Raw genomic sequence first — 20744 nt, 5'->3', positions numbered from 1 at the left:
GAGGATGAGATCGCGTAGGGGACTCCACGGCGACGCCGCGATCGTCGGCTACGTCGAGCTGCCGCCCGAACGGCTGACGAAGGCCTCACCGGCGCCCTTCACTCTCGAACAGTGGGCACTGCTGGCGGCCGCCGCCCTGGAGGATGCCGGTCTGTCGGCCGAGCAGGTCGACGGCATCGTCACATCGCATCTCGGCGAGTCGGAGATTTTCGTACCGTCGACGGTGGCCGAGTATCTGGGTGTGCGAGCCAATTTCGCCGAGTTGCTCGATCTCGGCGGCGCGAGCGCCGCGGGCATGGTGTGGCGGGCGGCCGCCGCCATCGAGCTCGGCCTGTGTGACGTGGTGTTGTGCGCATTACCTGCGCGCTACATCACGCCGTCCTCCGAGCTGAAACCGAAGGCGTTGACCGATGCGGTGTTCTTCGGCTCGTCCAGCAACCAATTCGGTTCACCGCAGGCCGAATTCGACATTCCTTACGGCAACCTCGGCCAGAACGGGCCCTACGGGCAGGTGGCGCAACGCTATGCCCATGAGTACGGCTACGACGAGCGCGCGATGGCCAAGATCGTGGTGGACCAGCGGTTCAACGCCAACCACACCGATGGCGCCATCTGGAAAGACACCCCGCTCAGTGTCGAGGACGTCCTGGCCAGTCCGGTGATCGCCGATCCGTTGCACATGCTGGAGATCGTGATGCCGTGTGTCGGTGGCGCCGCGGTCGTGGTGGCCAGCGCCGACATCGCGGCCCGGGCCCGCAACCGGCCAGTATGGATCAAGGGTTTTGGCGAGCACGTACCGTTCAAGACTCCCACCTACGCCGAGGATCTGCTGGACACGCCGATCCGCAAGGCGGCCGACACCGCGTTCGGGATGGCCGGGCTGACCCGCGGCGACATGGACATGGTGTCGATCTACGACTGCTACACGATCACGGTGCTGCTCAGCCTGGAAGATGCCGGATTCTGCGAGAAGGGCAAGGGTATGTCCTTCGTGTCCGACCACGATCTGACCTTCCGCGGCGATTTCCCGTTGAACACCGCCGGCGGCCAACTCGGTTTCGGGCAGGCAGGATTGGCCGGCGGCATGCACCACGTTTGCGATGCCACCCGTCAGATCATGGCCCGCGCTGGTGCGGCCCAGGTTCCCGATTGCAACCGCGCGTTCGTCTCCGGCAACGGCGGCATCCTGTCCGAGCAAACCACCCTGATTCTGGAAGGCGAGTGAACCGATGACCGGATTCGCCAGGCCCATGCCGGTGAAAACTCCCACCAGTACGCCGTTCTGGGATGCGTTGGCCGAGCACCGCATCGTCATCCAGTACTCACCGTCGACGCAGGCCTTCGTGTTCTATCCCCGCGTCCTGGCGCCCCGCACGCTCGCCGACGACCTCGAGTGGCGGGAGATCTCGGGGATGGGCACGCTGTACTCGTTCACCGTGGCTCGCCGCCCCGTCGGCCCGCACTTCGCCGATGCGGTGCCGCAAATTCTGGGCATCGTGGAGTGGGATGAAGGTCCGCGGTTCTCGACCGAGATCATCGACGTCGCACCGGAGGAACTCAGTGTCGGAATGCGGCTCAAGCCTGTTTTCTGCGACTACCCGGAGGCCTTTGCCGGCGCAGGTGTGACGATGCTGCGCTATACGCGGGCTTGATCACATCACTTGGCAGGAGGCTCACAGGAGAGGAGTATGGAGTCATGCTAACCATACGAAAACTCATGGGGTCAGTGTTCGTAGCGGGAGCCGCGGTGGCGATTGCAGCAGTACCGACCGCCGCGATCATGAATGATGCACCTGCCACGACGATCAGTGCTCAACCCAGTGGTAGCGGCGACGCCGGCGGCGGTGGTGGCTGCGACAGCGGTCCCGGCTGGAACGGCTGTGGCGGCTGGAATCCCGTCCAGGGTGGCTGGGGTCATGGCTGCATCAACGGCCTCTGCGGCGGCTGGGACGGCCAGCGCGGCTGGGGCAACTGACCAACCCCGCTGACGACGGCACCAGCTCAGAGAGCCCGACGACATTCGTACCCGATCGCATCACCGTGCGGTCGGGCCGGATGATCGCGGCTTTGGCTCGTCCGGTGCGTAACCACCGGCCCAGCTCGCTGTCGGGATCGACCACGAGCACAGTAGTGCCTCGTTCGGTCAATTCGCCGTGGACAGCGGGAGGCAGCGGTGTGGTGGTCACGAAGGTAAAGCCCTCCGACTGAACTGTATTGGGGCACAACGTGCCTGCCAGTGAGCGGCGACCCCGCGGTCGGTGTACGAGCGCTGAGTTCCGCAATGCCGGGGTGACCCCGTCGAACAGGCGCAGACGCAGCGCGGGGATACGGCCCAGTCGGGGCAGCACTGCGCGGCGCACGGTGTCACCGAACCCGCCCCCGGCCGTCATCGCCCATCCCATTGCCAACGCGACCCGGATCAGGGCGCGGGCATGGGGCTTTCGTTCCTGCGGGTAACTGTCCAGGATGTGCTCCGGCAGATCGCCGGCGATCACGGCCGCCAGCTTCCAGCAGAGATTCACCGCATCCCGCACCCCTGCACCCATCCCCTGGCCGATGAACGGCGGGGTGAGATGTGCGGCGTCTCCGAGCAGGAACACATTGCCGACGCGCCAGCGGTCGGCGATCGCTGCCCGGAATGTGTACTCGGCCACCCGTACCAACTCGAGGTCGGCGCAACTACCCACCCACGGTGCGATCAACGGCCGAAGCGTCTCAAGCGTCGAGTAGTCCGCAACCGATTCGTTCGGCAAGAGCCTGAATTCCCAGCGGTAGCGGTCATTTCCGATTCGCATGTAGGTCGCGGCACGGGCCGGGTTGCACACCTGGTGCACCCCGTCCCACTGCTTGAGGTCGACAGTGCTCCGTACGTCGGCCACCAACCAGCGCTGTTCGAAGTGCATGTCGGTCATCGCGACCCCGAGCCTTCGACGGATCGTGCTGTTGGCGCCGTCGCAGCCGAGGAGGTAGTCGGCCTCGACGTGTTCGGTGGCGCCGGTGGTGCGGTCGACGAACGCAACCTGAAGGCGGCCCTGGCCGAGCCTGGTGAAACCGGTGATCTCGACGTTGGTCCGTAGCCGAAGCTGGGGATACCGCGCCAGATTCGCGCGCAGCAGTTCCTCGAGCTGGGGCTGGTCGAACATGTTGGCCTGAGGGAGGCCATGCCTGCCCGCGGGCTCGCGAGTGAACCGGGCCAGCACCTTCAGGTCGGCGTCGAGCAGCTGTAACCCGGCCGCGGGCCGGGAGATCGCCGCGAACTGCTCGGCGAGACCGAGATCGGCCAGGATGCGGTAGATCTCATCGTCGAGGTGTACGGCACGTGGTTGGCGGTAGACCTCGGGCCAGCGGTCGAGCACCAGACAGTCGACGTGGTAGCGGGCAAACAGTGTCGCGGCGACGATCCCGGTGGGTCCGGCACCGACGATGACGACCGAGGTCACTCGAACCGCACAGTGTTGCGTTGGCGGCCGAGGTGGATCGCGCCGTCATCGGTGGAGACCGAGGCCTCGACGACATCGCCGTGGTGCAGGTAGCGCGGGTTGCCGGCTTGGCGTTTGAAGAAGGCCTTCCACTTCACCGCCGGCGGCAGGAGCGCGCCGATCATCTCGATCGGCTTGGGAGGTGCGCTGAGTGCCGTGCCGGCCGGGGTGCCGGTGAGGATGAGATCACCGGCGGCCAGGTCCTGGAACCGGGCCAGGGACTGCAACGCCTGCGCGGGCCGGTACAGCATGTCGCCGTCGACCAGCATGTCCTGCCGGAGTTCGCCGTTGACCTGCAGCCGCAGCCTGAGCTCGCCGAACCGGCCGAGCTCGTCGCTGTCGAGCAGGACGAGCGCGGGTCCGGCCGGGGTGAAGCTCGGGTAGGACTTGGCCTCGTAGAACTGGGTCTGCGGCAACTGGACGTCGCGGGCCGACACGTCGTTGGTGACCACCAGGCCTGCGATGTAGTCCGCGAGTCGGTCGGTGGAAATCGCTGTGCCGGCTGGGATCTCACGCCCGATCACCAGTCCGATCTCGACCTCGTAGTCCAGCAGGCGCACGTGAGCCGGCTTGATGATGTCGTCGTGCGGGCCGGTGATCGAGGCCGATGACTTGCGGAAGAACGTCAGTGGGACGTTGTCAGGATTCATCCCGGAGTCCCGGACATGTGAGGCGTAATTGGTCATCTGGGCGACGACCCGACAAGGTCTGGTGATCGGCGACACCAGTTCCAACGAGTCCACCGCTACGGTCTCGGTACTGGATGCCGCTGCTCGCACCGCGTCGCGGTCGGCGAGTAGCTCCGCGGTGGTGCGGGCCGTCGTGGTGATCCTGACCGCGCCGGAAGGTGTTTGCAGCCACCAGGATTCGGCGGTGCGAAGGACAGAAAGTGTCATGACTGGGCAACTTTCATCAGGCCGAGCAGGCGGTTGAGGTCGAACTCGTTGTCGGAACGCAGGGCGCTGAACATCGAACGCGCCTCGCCGGGGATCGATCGGGGGTCGATGCCCAGGAAGTCGCGGGTCACCGGAGGGCCCCACTGCGACAGCCCGGACGCGGTGAAAGGGGCCCATTCGGGCGCGGCAGTGCAGTCGAACATGTCACCGTCGGTGAAGTGTTCGACGAGGAATCCGTCCGGATCGCGCCAGTAGTCGAACAACTGGCTGCCCTGGATGTGGCGGCCGATACCCCATGACCGCTGATAGCCGCGGTCGCGAAGATGCTGGCCGCCTGCGGCCAGCGCGTCGAGGTCGCACACCTGAAAGGCTGAGTGCACGTACCGGTTTGCGGGTCCGAGCGCGAGCGCGAGGGTGTGATGGTCGGTCGGTGTCATGCCACGGTCACAACGGAGGAAGCTCATCGTGGGTCCGCGTTCCCGTTGTCCGGGAAAGAACAGGAAATCGCTGACGATCAGGCCGAGGTGTTGCAGGTACCAGTCGAGAGTTTCTCGGTAGCGGGTGGTCTGCAGAACCAGATGCCCGAGGCGCTGCACTTTGGCGGGGACCCGAGGCGGGCGCTGGGTGGCGTTGATGCGGGGAGCGTCGTGACCGAAGTTCAGCGGCAGCGGCTCCTGGTGGCTCAACCGTCCGAGTCGGTGGGTCCCGGCCACCACACGCACCGGTAGGCCGGTGGGATCGGCCAGGTCGACCGCGATGCCGCCCAGCGAGTCGGGCAAAGCCCGGATCGGGGCGCCTGTGTGTTGTGCCAGCCTGTGCACATCACGCGCGTCGGCTGCGGTGAACGCCACCGCGGTGAAACGTGAGCTTTCACCCGGCCGGACAAATACGCACGGCGAACCGGGGTCGGTCCCGCGCAGCCGTAGCTCGGTGGGTGTGTGTGCGGCGACCTCGAACCCGAATGCTCGAGCGAAAGCCTCCGCCTTGACCAGGTCGGGCTTCTCGAATTCCAGCCAGGCGAGATCGTGGATTTTGATCACCGGGTTGGGTGCCCGACCAGGGTGTTCCTGCATCGCGTCTCCTTGGATTGACGAAATCGTCACATGCGAAGGAATCATCAGTCAAGGCAATCTGACGAAATCATCAGAACTGAATCCGGCCTGTTAACCTGAGTGGCTGTGAGCGGCCACGAGCAACCGAGCCGGCTCGAGCGGCGCAAGCAGCGCACCCGGGCGGCGCTGATCGGCGCAGCCCAGTCATTCATCGCGGCCGGCAAGCTGAACGCACCGGTCTTGGAGATCACTCAGGCCGCCGATGTCGGAATGGGCTCGTTCTACAACCATTTCGACAGCAAGGAGCAGCTGTTCGACGCGGCCGTCGCCGAGGCGCTCGATGCCCACGGCGCTCTGATGGACCGGCTCACCGGGGATCTCGACGACCCGGCTGAAGTGTTCGCCAGCAGTTTCCGGCTGACTGGACGGCTGTTCCGGCGACGTCCCCAGGAAAGCCAGATCATTCTCGCCAACGGGCTGCAGTTACTGGCATCGGATCGTGGCCTGGCGCCCAGGGCTCGGCGCGACATCGAAGCCGGTGCCCATGCGGGGAGGTTCCTGGTCGACGACCCCGACCTGGCCCTGGCTGTTGCCGCAGGCGCGCTGCTGGGTCTGGGCCGGCTGCTACGCGACCAACCCGACCGAGACGACGCGGCCGCCGCCGATAAGGTCACCGAGGATGTGCTGCGCATGCTGGGCATGGATCCCGCCGAGGCAGCGGAGATCTGTCGCAGGCCGCTACCCGAACTCGATGCGTCGCTACTGTCACCGATGTGAGCACTCAAGCCAACCTCAGGTGGACCCCGGACCGGCTCGGCGATCTGACCGGAAAACGCATCATCGTCACCGGGGCGACCAACGGAGTCGGTCTCGGCACCGCCCGCGCGTTGACGCGGGCCGGAGCGCACGTGATCCTGGCGGTGCGTAACACCGCGCTGGGGGCACAGCGCGCGGCGGAGATCGGCGGATCCACCGAGGTGATCGAACTCGACCTCGCCGATCTGTCATCCGTGCACGCGTTTCCAGGGCGCCTCGATGGCGACGTCGACATCCTGATCAACAACGCCGGAGCGCTCAGCCAACACCGGGCCGACACGGTCGACGGGTTCGAGATGACCATGGGCACAAACCTCCTCGGCCCGTTCGCGTTGACGAATCTGTTGTACGGCCGGGTCCGGCAACAGATCGTCAACGTCGGCTCCGAGGCGCACAAGTCAGCGACGCTGCGGCTCGATGACATGCACCTGCGTCACCACAAGTGGACGGTGATGGGCGCCTACGGGCGGTCGAAGCTGGCGGTCATGTTGTGGGGCCTGGACCTCGACCGCCGTTTGCGCGCCGCCAAATCGCCTGTGGTCACCCAACTCACCCATCCGGGCTGGGTGGCTTCCAACCTGCCGAATGTCTCCGACAAACCGTTGATGTCTGCGGTCCAACGCGGCGTCAAGGCGGTGGCCGACGTGTTCGCCAACGACATCGATGCCGGAGCCGCGCCCACGCTGTACTGCCTGAGCGAGCCGATTCCGCCCGGCAGCTATGTCGGTGTAGAGGGCAGATTCGGGCTGCGCGGCGGCCCCGTGCTGATCGGACGATCGGCCGTGGCATGCGACTACCAGAGTGCGGCCCGGGTGGTCGAATTCGCCGAACGCGAGACCGGCACCGCCCTCCCGGTTTGACTAGCCGGCGGCGTGGGCCGCGGTCAGTGCCTCGACTGCAGGGCCGAACATGCCCTGCTTGATCGCGCCCAAGGTGCCGGAGTCCTTGCCGCCCAGCGGGCGCAGCAGGTCGATGGCCACCGTGGTCACCGAGCCCTCGGGTGCGGTGGCCTCGACCAGTCCGCACGTCTGTGCGTCACGGCCGCCGAACCGGCGGCCGGTGGTCATGGACGCGACCGCGGCCTGCGGGGTCAGCTTGGCCTGGATCAGCGCGGCCATTCCCGGGGTGAACGGGATCCGGATGTCCACCTCGGGGAAACAGAAGAAGCCGCGGTCGTCACGCATGGCCCGGAAGTCGTGGGCGATTGCCAGCATGGCGCCGGCACCGAAGGCATGACCCACCACCGCCGCGGCCGTCGGGATCGGCAACGTCAGCATCCGGGCCAACAGGCCCTGCACCCGTCCCACATACCAGTCACCCTGATCACTGTGGGCGCCAAGCCAATCCAGGTCGAGCCCGTTGGAGTAGAACTTGCCCTCGGCTGTGGTCACCAGGCCATGGGCACCTCGGGCCAGAATGGTGTCGAGCTGTGCGTCGACCTCGTCGAGGAATTCGGGTGAGAACCGGTTCTCGTCGTCGCCGAGGTCGAGGATGGCGATGTCGCCGTCGTAATCAAGGTTTGTGGCCATGAGATTCCTTCGTTCGTGGGTCAGGGGCAGGTCCCACCGCCAGCACGGCAGACACCGCCGCGTTGAGGTGATCGCGGGCGGTGGGATCGTCAATACGGTTACGCTGCAGCAGGACGGCCGTCGGCAGGTCCACGATGCACGTCGTCACGGTGTCCACGGCGGCCCGGTCGCGCCGGCCCCACGTGGCAACCGCGAGTTGGATCATCAAGTCCACCAACTGTTCTTGCAGCTCGCGTGCTTGGGCGGCCAGATCCTCCGGCAGTTCGGGGCCGAGCACTTGCTCACGCCGAACCTGTAGAAGTAGCCGCGCCGAGGCCGGGTGACGCTCGGCGAAGATCACCGGGGCGTACGCGGCCGCCGCGATCGCGACGCTGCCCTGGTGGGCAGCCTCGACCAACTCGCGCTGCATGGCCAGAAACCGCCGCCCGGCCCGGAGCCAGACCTGGCCGAGCAGTCCGGCCCTCGAACCGAACGAGTGATACAACGCGCCGTTGGAAACCCCGACGGCGTCACTGAGGGCGCGGATGGTCACCGATGCCGGTCCGGAGTGCACGGCCAGGGATTCGGTGGCATCGAGGACCGCATCCGGGTCGTGGACGCGAGGGCGGGGCACCGCGACACGATAACAGAGCGATTGCTCTGTTATCGGGGGAGCGGTTGACGTTCACTAAGGCGACCCTTAGTTTGTGGGGGTAACTTTCCTGTGGAGGTAGTTGTGGCCGGAACCGATGCGCCCGCGCGCGTGGGTGGACGTCCGCCGCTGATCGCGGTGTCCGACATCGTTGCCGCGGGGCGTGAGCTGGGCATGCGCAATCTGAGCGTCAACGCGGTGGCCGCCCGGCTTTCAGTGTCTGCGACTGCGCTGTACCGCCACATCAGCGGCCGTTGGGAGCTGGAACGGCTGGTCGGTGAGAGTCTGCTCGCCGAACTCGAGTTCACCGACGACCCCGCCGGATCGGTCGAAGACCATCTCCTGGCCTTCGGGGTCAGCCTGCACCGATTCGCGCTCGGACATCCCGGTCTCGCCACCTATATGCAGGTGCTGTTCCCCCGCGGGGAAGCCGGTGCCCGGCTGCTGGCCGACGAGATCGCCGCGCTGGGCCGGCGCGGGTACACCGCCGAGGGCGCCGCCTTGCTGAGCAGTTCGGTGGCCGTGCTGGCCATCGGGCTGGCCGCCCAGCACGAGCTCAAGGCCGAGGCCAGCGGCGGCGACGACGGATTCGTCCTGGAACGAGACGCCGCCGCGCAACGGCTGGCCGGCGACGCCGCGCTGGGCGCGGTGCACAACGCGGGCATGCAACTGAGCGGTCCGCAGTATCTGGAACTTTTGCTGAACGCGCTGATCCGGGGCCTGCTGACGTCCGTGGCGCCCGGTAGGCCGATTGTCGACATCGTGGCGGATCTGACCGCCGGGGGAGAGGACCGCTGATGGCACGCGGATTTCAGGGAGTGATGATGCGCGGCTTCGGCGCGCGCGATCATCAGGCGACCGTGGTCGAGACGACCTACCTGACACCGAACATGTTGCGTCTGCGGCTGGTGTCGCCGACGGTGTTCGAGGACGCGATAGCCGAGCCGACGTCGTACCTGCGATTCTGGGTTCCGGACCCCGACGGCTCGAAGACCGAGTTCCAGCGCGGCTACACGATGTCCGAAATGGACCCCGACACCGGACGTTTCGCGGTCGATGTGGTGCTGCACGAACCATCCGGCCCGGCGTCGAAGTGGGCCAGGACGGCCAAGCCGGGCGACACCATCCCGGTGATGGCTCTGGGCTCGACAGGATTCACCGTGCCGGAGGACCTGCCCGCCGGCTACCTGTTGATCGGTGATGCGGCAGCCATCCCCGCCATCAACGGGATCATCGGCGCCCTGCCGCACGACGTCCCGATCGAGGCTTATCTCGAGCAGCACGACGAGCACGATCTGCTCATCCCGATCGCCGAACATCCACGGCTGCAGGTGCACTGGGTCGAACGCCACGACACGACATCGCTGGCCACCGCGATCGAGGCCAGGGACTGGTCGGACTGGTACTGCTGGGTGACGCCGGAGGCCGGCTCACTCAAACACCTGCGCACGCGTTTGAAGGACGAATTCGGCTTTCCCAAATCCGAACTGCACGCCCAGGCCTACTGGACCGAGGGCCGGGCGATGGGCACCGATCGCACCGAAGAGAAGGCCGCCAAGACCGAGACCAAGCCCGATGCCAAGGCCGGGACTGCGAAATCCGGTGTCGTCGAACCTGTTGCCGCCCCGGCCGCGGCCCCGGCGCGAGGTACCTGGCGGGCACAGGGTGCGGGGCGATTGCTGGCGCCGCTGAAAACCCCGCTGATCGTGTCGGGTGTGCTGCAGGCGATCATCACACTGATCCAGCTCGCCCCCTTCGTGCTGCTGGTCGAACTGGCCAGGCTGCTCCTTGCCGGGGCTGAGGAATCCCGGTTGTGGACACTGGGTTTGACCGCGGTCTGGCTGCTGGGCCTGGGCGCGCTGCTGGGCGCCGGGCTCACACTCTGGCTGCACCGCCTCGACGCGAAGTTCGCCCGTGACCTGAGGACCCGGCTGCTGACCAAGATGTCGCGGCTGCCGCTGGGCTGGTTCACCGCACGGGGTTCCGGTTCGATCAAGCAACTGGTGCAGGACGACACCTTGTCACTGCACTACCTGGTGACCCACGCGATCCCTGATGCGGTTGCGGCCGTGGTCGCACCGGTGGCCGTGCTCGTCTACCTGTTCACTGTCGACTGGCGGCTGGCTCTCGTGCTGTTCATCCCGGTGCTCACCTACCTGGTGCTGATGTCGGTGATGACCATCCAGTCCGGAGCCAAGATCGGGCAGGCACAACGTTGGGCCGACCGGATGAGCGGGGAAGCCGGCGCCTACCTCGAAGGCCAGCCTGTCGTTCGGGTGTTCGGCGGCGCGGCGTCGTCGAGTTTCCGCCGCCGCCTCGACGAGTACATCGGGTTCCTGGTCGGCTGGCAGCGTCCCTTCACCGGCAAGAAGTCGTTGATGGACCTGGTCACCCGGCCGGGCACGTTCCTGTGGTTGATCGCGGCCGTCGGTACTCCGATGATCATCGGTGGCTCGATGGACCCCGTCGACCTGTTGCCGTTCCTGTTGCTGGGCACCACGTTCGGGGTCCGACTGCTGGGCGTGGGCTACGGGCTGGGCGGAATCCGCGGCGGCATGCTGGCCGCGCGCCGGATCCAGAACGCGCTCGACGAGGCGGACCTTTCGCTGCATGAGCACCCGGGGCAGCCGGGCGCCTCGGCCGCTGTGGTGTTCGACGGGGTGACCTTCGGGTACCGGCCGAGCGTTCCGGTGATCCAGGACGTCTCGCTGACCTTGCGCCCGGGCACCGTGACCGCGCTGGTCGGTCCGTCCGGGTCGGGCAAGTCCACGCTTGCCGCGCTGCTGGCCCGCTTCCACGATGTCGACTCGGGGTCGATCCGGTTGGACGGCAAGGATATTCGAACGCTGTCCGCCGACGAGTTGTATCGCCGGGTCGGGTTCGTGCTGCAGGACACCCAGCTCGTGGCCGGGACCGTCGCCGAGAACATCGCGCTTGCCGACCCGGAGGCGGATCAGGCACGGATCGAGCAGGCCGCGCGCGACGCCCAGATCCATGAACGGATACTGCGGCTGCCCCAGGGCTATCAGACGGTGCTCGGTGCGTCGTCGGCGCTGTCCGGAGGCGAGCGGCAACGGCTCACCATCGCCAGGGCCATCCTGGCCGACACTCCGGTGCTGATCCTGGACGAGGCCACGGCCTTCGCCGACCCGGAATCGGAATACCTTGTGCAACAGGCCCTCAACCGGCTGACCAAGGACCGCACCGTGCTGGTGATCGCACACCGGCTGCACACCATCACCCACGCCGACCAGATCGTGGTCCTCGACGCCGGACAGATCGCCGAATCCGGCACACATGACGAACTGCTGGCCGCAGGCGGGCGCTACCACCAGCTCTGGCAGACCGGACAGACACTGCATCCCGGCGCCGCCGTCACGGCAGGAGAGGCACGATGATCCGCACCCTGATCGCGCTCATCCCGGCGGACCGCCGCGGGAAGGTCGGCATCTACGCCGCGCTCACGCTGGCCTCGGTGGTGATCCGCGCGGCCGGCACCGTCCTGTTAATCCCCCTGGTGGCAGCCCTGTTCAGCGACGTGCCGCGCGACGCTCTGCCCTGGCTGGGATGGCTGACCGCCGCGACCGTCATCGGATGGATCGTCGACACCGCGACCTCCCGGCTCGGATTCGACCTCGGCTTCGCCCTGCTGGACCACACCCAGCACGACGTGGCCGACCGGCTGCCCGGCATCCGGATGGACTGGCTGGGTGCCGACGGCGGCGCGAACACCGCCAATGCCCGCCAGGCGATCGCTGCCACCGGACCGGAACTGGTCGGCATGGTGGTCAACCTGCTGACGCCGTTGATCGGTGCGATTCTGCTGCCTGCCGCCATTGCCGTTGCGCTGCTGTTCATCTCGGTCCCACTCGGGCTGGCCGCGCTGGCCGGCGTGGTGGTCCTGCTGGGTGCGTTCTGGGCCTCGGGCCGGCTCAGCCGTAAGGCCGACACCGTGGCCGACGAGACGAACCGGGCGTTCACCGAACGCATCATCGAGTTCGCCCGCACCCAGCAGGCGCTGCGCGCGGCCCGGCGGGTCGAGCCGGCCCGCAGCATGGTGGGCGACGCCCTGGCCGCGCAGCACGGTGCCAGCATGCGGCTGCTGCTGATGCAGGTGCCGGGGCAACTGTTGTTCAGCCTGGCCAGCCAACTGGCACTGGTGATCCTGGCCGGAATGGCCACCTTCCTGACGGTTCGCGGCACCCTCGGTGTGCCCGAAGCGATCGCGATGATCGTCGTCGCCGCGCGCTACCTTGAGCCGTTCACCTCCTTGTCGGAGCTTGCCCCGGCAATCGAATCCACCCGGGCCTCGCTCGGCCGGATCCGTGCCGTACTCGATGCTCCCGTGATGGCCACCGGCACCGCCACATTGCCGGCGCACACCGCGCCCCGGATCGAATTCGACTGTGTGACCTTCGGTTACGGAACCACCCCGGTGCTCGAGGACGTCAGCTTCGTCCTGGAGCCCGGCGGCACCACCGCGATCGTCGGCCCGTCGGGATCGGGAAAGAGCACCATCCTGTCGCTCGTCGCCGGGCTGCACCAGCCGACTGCGGGGCGCGTGCTGATCGACGGCGTCGACACCGCCCAGATGGACGCCGAAACCCGTAGGGCGGCAACAAGTGTGGTGTTCCAGCACCCCTACCTGTTCGACGGGACGATCCGGGAGAACATCCTGGTCGGCGATCCGGATGCCAGTGCCGAGCAACTCGCCGACGCGGCGCGGCTGGCTCGGGTGGACGAGCTGACCGGGCGGCTGCCCGACGGTGACGGCGCCAAGGTCGGCGAAGCCGGCACCGCGTTGTCCGGCGGTGAGCGGCAGCGGGTCAGCATCGCCCGGGCACTGGTCAAGCCGGCGCCGGTGTTGCTGGTCGATGAGGCGACCAGCGCCCTGGACACGGAGAACGAGGCGGCGGTGGTCGATGCCCTCACCGCCGATGAGCGTGCGCGGACGCGGGTGATCGTCGCGCACCGGCTGGCCAGCATCCGGCACGCCGACCGGGTGCTGTTCCTCGACGGCGGACGGATCGTCGAGGACGGCAGCATCGAGGAGCTGCTGTCCGCGCGGGGACGGTTCGACGAGTTCTGGAACCAGCAGCGCGAGGCCGCGGACTGGCAGATCACCCACTAGGGCGTCACCAGCCGATCGGCTACTTGTACCCAACCTACTGTAACTATTACAGTTAGGCGTCCCGGAATGATGTCGGGGCGGGTTGCGTATCCGGTGGGAGGTCACCATGTCGACGTCGCGGGCGGGGGCAGGTGCTGCGATGAAGGGCGAAAAGGGCTGCGGTGCTTTGACATACCGGATGCACGTGGTGGCCCGGGATGCGGCGGAGCTGGCTCTCAACGCGGGGGGACTCATCGTCGACCGGATGATGAGTGGCTGGCGGGTCACGGTCGCGCTTTCCGACGGGGGTGACGTCCGCCCGGTGCAGATCCTCGGTGCCGAGTTGGTCGATGCGCTACAGACGCCGGAGCATCACGAGGAGGAGCAGTGTGTGCTGGTCATGGGTGCCGACACCTACTCCGGGGCGGTCTCCGGTGACGGCCGACCAATCCCCGCGATGTGTACCGAGCTCCTGGTCTGGGGTGAATCGCCGGATCCGAGCCACCTGTTCGGGCACAGCCTCAGTGTGGCCGCACGAGCATTCAAGTCACTGGCCGTCACCGCCGCGAGCATCCCTGCCGACGAGGTGTCCGCCGCAGAGGCTTTCACTTCGATGAACGCAAAGGGCGGTGGCGTACCTCTTCGTGCCTGAGGCTATTGCGCCTGCGCACAGGCGGTCAGGAAGTCCTTGCCGTCGCGGGCGGAGACCTCAGTGGGGTCGAGCCAGCCGAATCCTTGGAACCAGTACGTGTCCTCGGGGTGCTGGGTGGATTCGGTGCGGGCAGGGCTCAGGTCGGTGGGCGTGGTCCAAGGGTCGGTGTTGGTCTGCTGAAACACGCGCAGGAGGACCGTGGCGGCGGAACTCCAGTCGAATCCGCCGGGCAGCGGCCTGGTGACGTTGAAGTCGGACAGCGGGCTCCCGATGGTGAGCTGATCGAGTCGCACGCTGTAGGGGTGGGATGAACTGAGGACGAGGTCGGCTTGTTCGGGTTGGAACGTGACGATCACGTGCTCGACGGCGTCGCAGTGTGATCCGGGCCAGATCCGTAGGCTCCCATCGGCAACGCGAACGCCGAAAATCCTTGGGAGATCATGGTTCTTGGCTGGGTCGGGGCTGCAGACCGGGATGAAGGTCCGGCCGGCCTGCTCGGCCACCTGGGCTGGGTTCAGCCACCCGATGCCCTGAAACCAATACGTGTCATTCGGATGCTCGCCGGAGTGCTCCTCGGCCTCGGCAAGTTCGCTGTCCGCTCCCCAGGTGATCGGAGCTCCGCGGGTGAACAGAGACACCGTCTCGGCTGTGCGCCAGTCGAAACCGTCAGGTAACGCCGAGCGGACCTCGAATCCGGAATAGGGTCCGCCGATGGTCAGATGCTCGACCTCGACCCCTGGGACCGGAGCGGCTCCCGGTTGTGCGGCCGGACCCGGAGCGGCCAGCTTCAGCTCGGCCCGATCGGTCTGTTCCTGATCGAAGGTCACATCCACTTCGGTGGTCCCGGGGCAGGGCAGGCCCGTCCAGATGCGCAGGTTGCCGTCGGTGACGCGAATGCCAAAGGCGACGGGTACGGAGGGGGCAATCGGGTTCTTGCCGAGCGGATTACAGCCGCATATCGCGAGAAGCAGCGTCAGTGCGATCAGCATCGAACCAAGAACACGAGTCATCACTGAGACCGCCCGTCGAAGGGTTGGACGTGCACAACGTCAGGAATGTCTTGCCGTTCTCGGCCAACCCGGCGGATCATTCGTGATAACCGCCGTCCGACGCACCGGCGTTGGTCTCGAACGGGTTGCGGCTGCCGGTGACCTGCTCCTCCAGCATCTTCTGGCCGTACTGCTCCACAAAATTCTTGAAGCCGAGTTGAGCCCACTGTTGGGAGTGGCGCTCCTCGTGGTGCAGCAGCCGATCAAGGTCCAGGGCTCCGGGGCGGGCCGGCCCGCCGTTGTCGTTTTCGTAGTAGGCGTGGCCGTTGCGAATGATGTCGCGTAGTTGTTGAGCGGGATCGGATGGATTGTCGATGTTCATCAGGAAGACGTCGCCGTAGGTCGAACCGCCCTGTTGGCTCATCGGATCTTCGATCAAATTGCCGCCCAGTCCCATCAGCATCCCGTTCGGTGTGGTCGTGAGGCGGCCGGTGAAGTGCTCGGCGGCCGCATAGCTCCATACGTTCGCATTCTGCCGCTCGATGATGCGCTGCACCTCGGCCGCGGTATACGGAGTTTCGGAGAAGTCGTTGCCGGCGCTGCCTTCTGCGTCCTCGTATCCGGTGTCGGCATTGAGGATGTAGGTCATCAGCGCAGCCTTGCGGGCATCCTCGCTGCCGGTGCCCTTCGGCAGCAGGAAATAGGACTTGCCGTTGTTGTCGGTGACGCGCTCCGCGCCCTTGAGTACATCGAAACTCTGGGGTGTGATGTGCTGGTTGCGGGCGATGTCGACAATCACCTCGGGCGGAACGTCATTGCGTGCAGCGTTGGCCAACCACTCCCGGTAGAGCCCACCTGACCGGCCGTCGAGCAATCCGGCTGCGTGAAGGGCGTCCTCGTATTCGTTGACCGGGTCGTACCCGGGTTCGCCCGGATCGTCACCGACTTTCTTCTCTTCCTCTTCGGGTGGGTCGAACTCGATGCGTTCAGCGGCCGCGCTGTCGCCGTGTTCGTAGAGGAAGGCCCCGGAATCCAACTTTCCGGCGAAGGTCGATGCGGCGGTCCCGAGAACCTGCGCACGCCGCATGAAGGCGTCACCGACTTCGCGGCAGGCGGAGCCGGTGTCCAGCCCACCGACGGGACCGGCCGCGGCCGACAGCATCGGCCCGCCACCGTCGTTGTAGAAACCGCTCGCCAGGTTTTCCAGGCCGGTCGAGGTCGCCCGCATCGTCGCGACCGTCACGGTCAACGGTGGAGTCACGACAGGTCCCAGCCGATCTTGCGCAGCTTGTAGGCGGTGTCGCGATCCGCGGCTTCGAACTGGGCGAGCTTCAGTTTGATATCGCATCGATGGGGATCCGTCTGGATTCCACGACGAGTGCGTTCACCCGCGAGAGCGAGGCGTACCAGGACAGCATCCGGCCGGGCTTCACTGTGCCGTCGTCGGAGACATCCCACCACTCTTCGGCGGAATTCACGGCCTTGTCGAGGCTGGATCGGATGTCGGCGAGCTTTCTACCGCCGCTCGAGAGGGGAGTTTTCAACGCGCGCAATTTGTCCCGGTATGCGGCCTGGTCCTCGAACATTTCGCGACCCTGTTTCTGCGCGGCGTCGGCGGCGGTTCCCGTCCAGTCGTTTGCGAGGGTCACGAACTGGGACTGCGCCGTGCTGATCTGGGCATCCACCCGGGTCGCCGCTGCTTCCGCTTCACGGGAAGCATTGAGCAACGACTCAGGATCGGACGCTCGAACCTGCGACACCGTGTACGGCACCTCGTGCCCCCTCATTCCCGTGAGTGATCACATTGTCACCCACTGGACAAGGGGTCCGCGGCACCAATCGGTCAGGGAGTCCCTGCCGGCCCGATCCACACCGTCATTTTGGTGTCTGCCCACGCATGAATGTGGCGATAGGGTCAGGAAGTTCGGCATCGAATGGGGGAAGCATGCCAACGGTGACGAGGCATGAGTTGGGCATGCCACTGTCTGAGATCGGTCGGCTTGCGACGGATTCCGAGCAAGCGGTTCGCTCACTCTACGATCTGATCACTTCCTCGCCGGCGAACGTGCTGCCCATGATTGCGGCCGCCGCGGATGCCGGCGCTCGGTTTCAGTTCGGACTCGACCCGTCCGGCGCAACCTTCGAGACCCGGCGGGCCGCCCGCCGCGCGGCCCAGGTGATACACGCGGCGTTCCAGCTGGCTGCGCTGCCGCCCGGGGAATCCTTTGTGATCGAACTGGATTCGGAGGGGTTGGAAACGTGCGGAACCGGCCCGGTGCCGAGTGGGGTCAACGTCGCGACATGGTTGACCGCGTACTGGTGGGCGCGGGCAACCCGGAACAAGACGATGCTCGATACGCTGGCGGGATTCGACGCCGGCACGCTGACCCCCGGCACCAGATTCGACCGGGCGATGCTCGGCCTGGTGGAAATACTGCTGGCGCGCGATCGCGGTGACGAGTCATGGGCCAGGAAGATCAGCGAGACAGTGCCATTTGTCGACCAGCCCACGATCTCGGCGCGCGAAGAGGCACGCTTTCTGCAGCTGGATCTGTTCGGGGTGCTGGCGTCGATCGGAGATCAGGACGCGTTCACCGATCAGCTGGAGATCGCGCTGAACAGCCATCGCACCTACTGGACCGGTAGCGAGGAACGACGTGAACACCCAGCGGGATTCACGTCACTTCCGCTTCTCGGGTTGGCCGCCATGGCTGCCGACGAAGGCATGCGTATCGAGGTCGAATCCGACTACCTGCCCAGGGAGCTGATCACCAACCCACTGTGGATGTTCGATCTTCCCTAGGCAGGCCGACAGATCAGGCCTTGGTGAGCTGCTTCTGCTCGTACAGGCGCGCCCACTCCGCGCGCGGCCGGATCGAGGTGTCGACATCGGTGGCCTTGGCGCGCAGGGCGCCGACGTTGGCCTGATCACGCGCGGTGTGCTTGAACGGATCCCAGCTGAAGAACCGGGCCGAGTTCTCCCAGGTGATCTTGTTGATGTCGGAATCGCTTGCGCCCGCGGCGTTCAGCTCGGCCAGCACCTGCTCGGGGGCATCGGGCCAGAAGCAGTCGCTGTGCGGGTAGTCGCACTCCCAGGCGATGATGTCGATGCCGATCTCGTGCCGCAGCTTCAGCGACGTCTTGTCGGTCACGTAGCAGGCCAGCGAGTGCTCGCGGAACACATCGCTTGGCAGCTTGTCGCCGAAGTCACGGCGCAGCCACTTCTGGTTGGTGTAGTGGCGGTCGCTGCGGTCCAGATAGAAAGGAATCCAACCGATTCCGCCCTCGGAGAAGGCGAACTTGAGATCGGGGTAGTTACGCATGGCCGGTCCCCACAGCAGATCCTGGGCGCACATCGCCGAGACCTGGGTGGCCAGGATGATCAGATTGTCGATCGGGGCGTCCTTGGCCATCGAGATCGCGCCGAAGCCGGTGCCGATGTGCAGGCACATCACCACGTTCTCCTCGGACAGCGTCCGGAACACCGGGCCCCAGTAGTCCTCGTCGAAGTAGCTCGGAAGTCCTTCCAGGTGCGGCAGTTCCGGCATGGTGACCGCGCGGCAACCCTTGGCGGCGACCCGGCGGATCTCGCGACACATGGCCTCGGGGTTCCAGGTCGGCATGATGGCGATGGGGACGAACCGGCCGGGGTACGAACCGGCCCACTCGTCAATGTGCCAGTCGTTGTAGGCCGACACCATGACCAGCGTCGCCTCTTCGCGGTGCATGTTGAGGTGGCGGGCGGAGAACCCGGTGAAGGTCGGGAAACACATCGAGGCCAGGATGCCGTTGCGGTCCATGTCCCGGACCCGCTCGTGCACGTCGTACACGCCGGGGCGCATCTCGGCGAACCCGGCCGGATCACGTCCCCACTCCTCGGCGGGCCAGGACACCACGGCGTTCAGACCGGACACGCCCTGGGGCCGGCCCTGGTACATCCACTGGTCGACGCCCTTGTCGTCGGTGACGACGATGGGGGCCTCTTCCTTGTACTTGGCCGGAACGTGTCGCAGGAACATGTCGGGCGGCTCGACGACATGGTCGTCGATGCTGATCAGGATCAGGTCGTCGGTCTGCATAGTTCAACTAGTACCCTCGGACACCGTGACCGTCTCTGCATCTTCGGACAGAGGTTTGACCCAATCGGCCAACATGTCCAGGCCGGTCATCGAGCTGCGCCGCGGCGGGCACGCGCCGGCCGGCAGCTACCTCTACGAAGGCGATGGGCTGATCACCGGCTGGCACTCGCATGAGGTGCACCAGATCGAGTACGCGCTGCACGGTGTGGTCGAGGTGGAGACCGACGCCGCACACTATCTGCTGCCGCCGCAGCAGGCCGCCTGGATTCCGGCCGGCCTGCAACACCAGGCGGTGATGAACCCCGACGTCAAGACCGTCGCGGTGATGTTCGATGCGCAGATGATCGCCGATCCGGGTGACCGGGCCAGGATCATCGCGGTCTCACCGCTGATCCGCGAGATGATGATCTACGGCCTGCGCTGGCCGATCGACCGTGCCCACGGAGACGACACCTCGGACACGTTCTTCCGAACCCTGGCCAACCTCGTCGCCGATGCGCTCGATCACGAAGCGCCGCTGAGCCTTCCGACCACCGATCACCCGATCGTCGCCGCCGCGCTGGCCCACACCAAGGAACACCTGGCCTCGGTCACGGCCGAAGACGTCAGCCGGGCGGTTGCGGTGTCCGAGCGGACCCTGCGCCGGCTGTTCGCCGAGACGATCGGAATCTCTTGGCGGACATACCTTCTGCATGCCCGGATGCTGCGGGCCATGGCACTGCTGGCCGGGCCGGATCAGTCGGTGCAGGCCACAGCGACAGCGGTGGGATTCGAGAACCTCAGCTCGTTCACGCGCTGCTTCACCCAGTTTTGTGGCCAGACGCCCTCGGCGTACCGGAATCGTGCGCGTGAGGAGCATCAGGCGTAGCCAGTCCGGCCCGCTCGACACTGAGCAGGCTTTCGGTGTGGTGTTCGGCCCGGTAGGCCTTGCCGCCGCCGTTGATCCCGAAAAGCCTTTTACTCCAGAGCAACCAGATCACCGCGGCCAGGTTGACCGCCAGCGCGCCGAGGCGCAGGACGGTGACCTTCTCGGTCAACTCGTAGATCTCCAGCGGCAGAAAGATTCCGGTGGCGATCACCGCGAAGTACTCGCCCCAGCGCTTCGTCAGCCACAGCCCGGCCGCCTCGATGAACTCGATCAGGGCGTAGGCGGCCACCCCGATGGCGATCCACAGCAAGGTGGACGACGACAGGGTGAAGGCCTCGCCGATATGCCGGACGATCTTGGAATCATCAATGTTCCAGCCGATTTGGTCGGCCAGTGGGCCGGGAGGCTGTGGTTGACGACTTCGTTGCGGCTGCCGGGCCGGCACTGGCCAGCTGTGTTGGCGCGGCGCCGGTACGCGCAGCTGATGATCACAGGCACAAGGTGATGGAGGATCTGGTCCAGGCTAGGTGAAACAGCGCTGTCAACGCTTGGGTAGTCAGGTTGGTGCGCAGGTGTGCCAACACCAGCTCTACTCGCACTGGCAAAGGCAGGCTCGGGGCGGGTCCGCCGCTGGCGGCAGCAG

General features: G+C 66.3%; 20 protein-coding genes and 1 pseudogene. 11 read left to right on the top strand and 10 right to left on the bottom strand.

Annotated features, from left to right (window positions below; translation table 11 throughout):
• Positions 1-4 precede the first annotated feature (4 nt).
• The 3 genes from E0T84_RS17115 to E0T84_RS17105 are packed head-to-tail and all read left to right on the top strand — an operon-like array spanning position 5 to position 1975.
• Positions 5-1225: a thiolase family protein gene (locus tag E0T84_RS17115; protein ID WP_070185759.1), complete on the top strand. Its 1221-nt coding sequence runs from the start codon at positions 5-7 to the stop codon at positions 1223-1225.
• Between the two features lie 4 nt (positions 1226-1229).
• Positions 1230-1652 carry a Zn-ribbon domain-containing OB-fold protein gene (locus E0T84_RS17110; protein WP_138745031.1) on the top strand — a complete coding sequence of 141 codons (423 nt, stop codon included), beginning with the start codon at positions 1230-1232 and terminating at the stop codon, positions 1650-1652.
• 44 nt (positions 1653-1696) lie between these two features.
• Entirely contained in the window at positions 1697-1975 is a 279-nt protein-coding gene (locus E0T84_RS17105) for a hypothetical protein (protein ID WP_083284041.1), read from the top strand.
• On the opposite strand, the gene E0T84_RS17100 is transcribed toward E0T84_RS17105, so the two are convergent.
• Genes E0T84_RS17100 through E0T84_RS17090 form a run of 3 tightly spaced genes read right to left on the bottom strand, consistent with a single transcriptional unit; the run spans position 1926 to position 5493 of the window.
• Positions 1926-3440 carry a bifunctional 3-(3-hydroxy-phenyl)propionate/3-hydroxycinnamic acid hydroxylase gene (locus E0T84_RS17100; protein WP_138745030.1) on the bottom strand — a complete coding sequence of 505 codons (1515 nt, stop codon included), beginning with the start codon at positions 3438-3440 and terminating at the stop codon, positions 1926-1928. The two genes, E0T84_RS17105 and E0T84_RS17100, sit on opposite strands and share 50 nt — an antisense overlap.
• A complete protein-coding gene (locus tag E0T84_RS17095) occupies positions 3437-4375 on the bottom strand; it encodes a fumarylacetoacetate hydrolase family protein (protein WP_138745029.1) in 939 nt (312 codons plus the stop codon). Before E0T84_RS17095 ends, E0T84_RS17100 begins: the two co-directional genes overlap by 4 nt.
• The gene (locus tag E0T84_RS17090; protein ID WP_212757716.1) at positions 4372-5493 is read right to left on the bottom strand and encodes a VOC family protein; all 1122 of its coding nucleotides are present in this window, start codon (positions 5491-5493) and stop codon (positions 4372-4374) included. Before E0T84_RS17090 ends, E0T84_RS17095 begins: the two co-directional genes overlap by 4 nt.
• A 60-nt stretch (positions 5494-5553) precedes the next feature.
• On the opposite strand from E0T84_RS17090, the gene E0T84_RS17085 reads away from it, so the two are divergent.
• Entirely contained in the window at positions 5554-6204 is a 651-nt protein-coding gene (locus E0T84_RS17085; RefSeq protein ID WP_120770951.1) for a TetR/AcrR family transcriptional regulator, read from the top strand.
• A complete protein-coding gene (locus E0T84_RS17080; RefSeq protein ID WP_138745027.1) occupies positions 6201-7103 on the top strand; it encodes an SDR family NAD(P)-dependent oxidoreductase in 903 nt (300 codons plus the stop codon). The genes E0T84_RS17085 and E0T84_RS17080 overlap by 4 nt, the downstream gene beginning before the upstream one ends.
• On the opposite strand, the gene E0T84_RS17075 is transcribed toward E0T84_RS17080, so the two are convergent.
• A complete protein-coding gene (locus tag E0T84_RS17075; RefSeq protein ID WP_138745026.1) occupies positions 7104-7772 on the bottom strand; it encodes an enoyl-CoA hydratase-related protein in 669 nt (222 codons plus the stop codon).
• Positions 7756-8385, bottom strand: coding sequence for a TetR/AcrR family transcriptional regulator (locus tag E0T84_RS17070; RefSeq protein WP_138745025.1), 630 nt, complete (start codon positions 8383-8385; stop codon positions 7756-7758). The genes E0T84_RS17075 and E0T84_RS17070 overlap by 17 nt, the downstream gene beginning before the upstream one ends.
• Before the next feature lie 102 nt (positions 8386-8487).
• On the opposite strand from E0T84_RS17070, the gene E0T84_RS17065 reads away from it, so the two are divergent.
• The 4 genes from E0T84_RS17065 (at position 8488) to E0T84_RS17050 (ending at position 14165) form a co-directional block, all read left to right on the top strand.
• Entirely contained in the window at positions 8488-9201 is a 714-nt protein-coding gene (locus E0T84_RS17065; protein WP_138745024.1) for a TetR/AcrR family transcriptional regulator, read from the top strand.
• Positions 9201-11801 carry an ABC transporter ATP-binding protein/permease gene (locus tag E0T84_RS17060; protein WP_138745023.1) on the top strand — a complete coding sequence of 867 codons (2601 nt, stop codon included), beginning with the start codon at positions 9201-9203 and terminating at the stop codon, positions 11799-11801. Before E0T84_RS17065 ends, E0T84_RS17060 begins: the two co-directional genes overlap by 1 nt.
• A complete protein-coding gene (locus E0T84_RS17055) occupies positions 11798-13534 on the top strand; it encodes an ABC transporter ATP-binding protein (protein WP_138745022.1) in 1737 nt (578 codons plus the stop codon). The genes E0T84_RS17060 and E0T84_RS17055 overlap by 4 nt, the downstream gene beginning before the upstream one ends.
• Positions 13535-13673: 139 nt before the next feature.
• Positions 13674-14165: a hypothetical protein gene (locus E0T84_RS17050; RefSeq protein WP_138745021.1), complete on the top strand. Its 492-nt coding sequence runs from the start codon at positions 13674-13676 to the stop codon at positions 14163-14165.
• A gap of 2 nt (positions 14166-14167) precedes the next feature.
• Here the strand turns inward: E0T84_RS17050 and E0T84_RS17045 are convergent, their stop codons facing one another.
• The 3 genes from E0T84_RS17045 to E0T84_RS17035 all read right to left on the bottom strand — a co-directional run bounded on the left by E0T84_RS17045 (position 14168) and on the right by E0T84_RS17035 (position 16941).
• Complete coding sequence (locus E0T84_RS17045; protein WP_138745020.1) at positions 14168-15175, bottom strand: hypothetical protein; 1008 nt, start codon at positions 15173-15175, stop codon at positions 14168-14170.
• Between the two features lie 76 nt (positions 15176-15251).
• Positions 15252-16415, bottom strand: coding sequence for an ESX-1 secretion-associated protein (locus tag E0T84_RS17040; protein ID WP_138745019.1), 1164 nt, complete (start codon positions 16413-16415; stop codon positions 15252-15254).
• A 70-nt stretch (positions 16416-16485) separates the two neighbouring features.
• Complete coding sequence (locus E0T84_RS17035) at positions 16486-16941, bottom strand: WXG100 family type VII secretion target (protein WP_249383669.1); 456 nt, start codon at positions 16939-16941, stop codon at positions 16486-16488.
• Positions 16942-17129: 188 nt separating this feature from the next.
• Here E0T84_RS17035 and E0T84_RS17030 point away from each other — a divergent pair, with 188 nt between their 5' ends.
• Positions 17130-17957, top strand: coding sequence for an immunity 49 family protein (locus tag E0T84_RS17030; protein WP_171055062.1), 828 nt, complete (start codon positions 17130-17132; stop codon positions 17955-17957).
• A gap of 13 nt (positions 17958-17970) precedes the next feature.
• Here E0T84_RS17030 and E0T84_RS17025 read toward each other — a convergent pair whose 3' ends face one another.
• Positions 17971-19233, bottom strand: a complete 1263-nt coding sequence (locus E0T84_RS17025) for an amidohydrolase family protein (RefSeq protein ID WP_138745017.1) — start codon at positions 19231-19233, stop codon at positions 17971-17973.
• Between the two features lie 25 nt (positions 19234-19258).
• Between E0T84_RS17025 and E0T84_RS17020 the strand changes: the two genes are divergently transcribed.
• Positions 19259-20101, top strand: a complete 843-nt coding sequence (locus tag E0T84_RS17020) for a helix-turn-helix transcriptional regulator (RefSeq protein WP_171055061.1) — start codon at positions 19259-19261, stop codon at positions 20099-20101.
• Here E0T84_RS17020 and E0T84_RS17015 read toward each other — a convergent pair.
• Positions 20034-20498: pseudogene (locus E0T84_RS17015) on the bottom strand (DUF2127 domain-containing protein); the annotation flags it as partial. The gene E0T84_RS17020 and the pseudogene E0T84_RS17015 overlap by 68 nt on opposite strands.
• Positions 20499-20744 lie beyond the last annotated feature (246 nt).

The organism is Mycobacterium sp. DBP42 (genome assembly GCF_005924235.1).
Lineage (GTDB): Bacteria > Actinomycetota > Actinomycetes > Mycobacteriales > Mycobacteriaceae > Mycobacterium > Mycobacterium syngnathidarum.
Note: the sequence above shows the minus strand (reverse complement) of the source record. Positions and strands in the feature narration are given on the sequence as shown.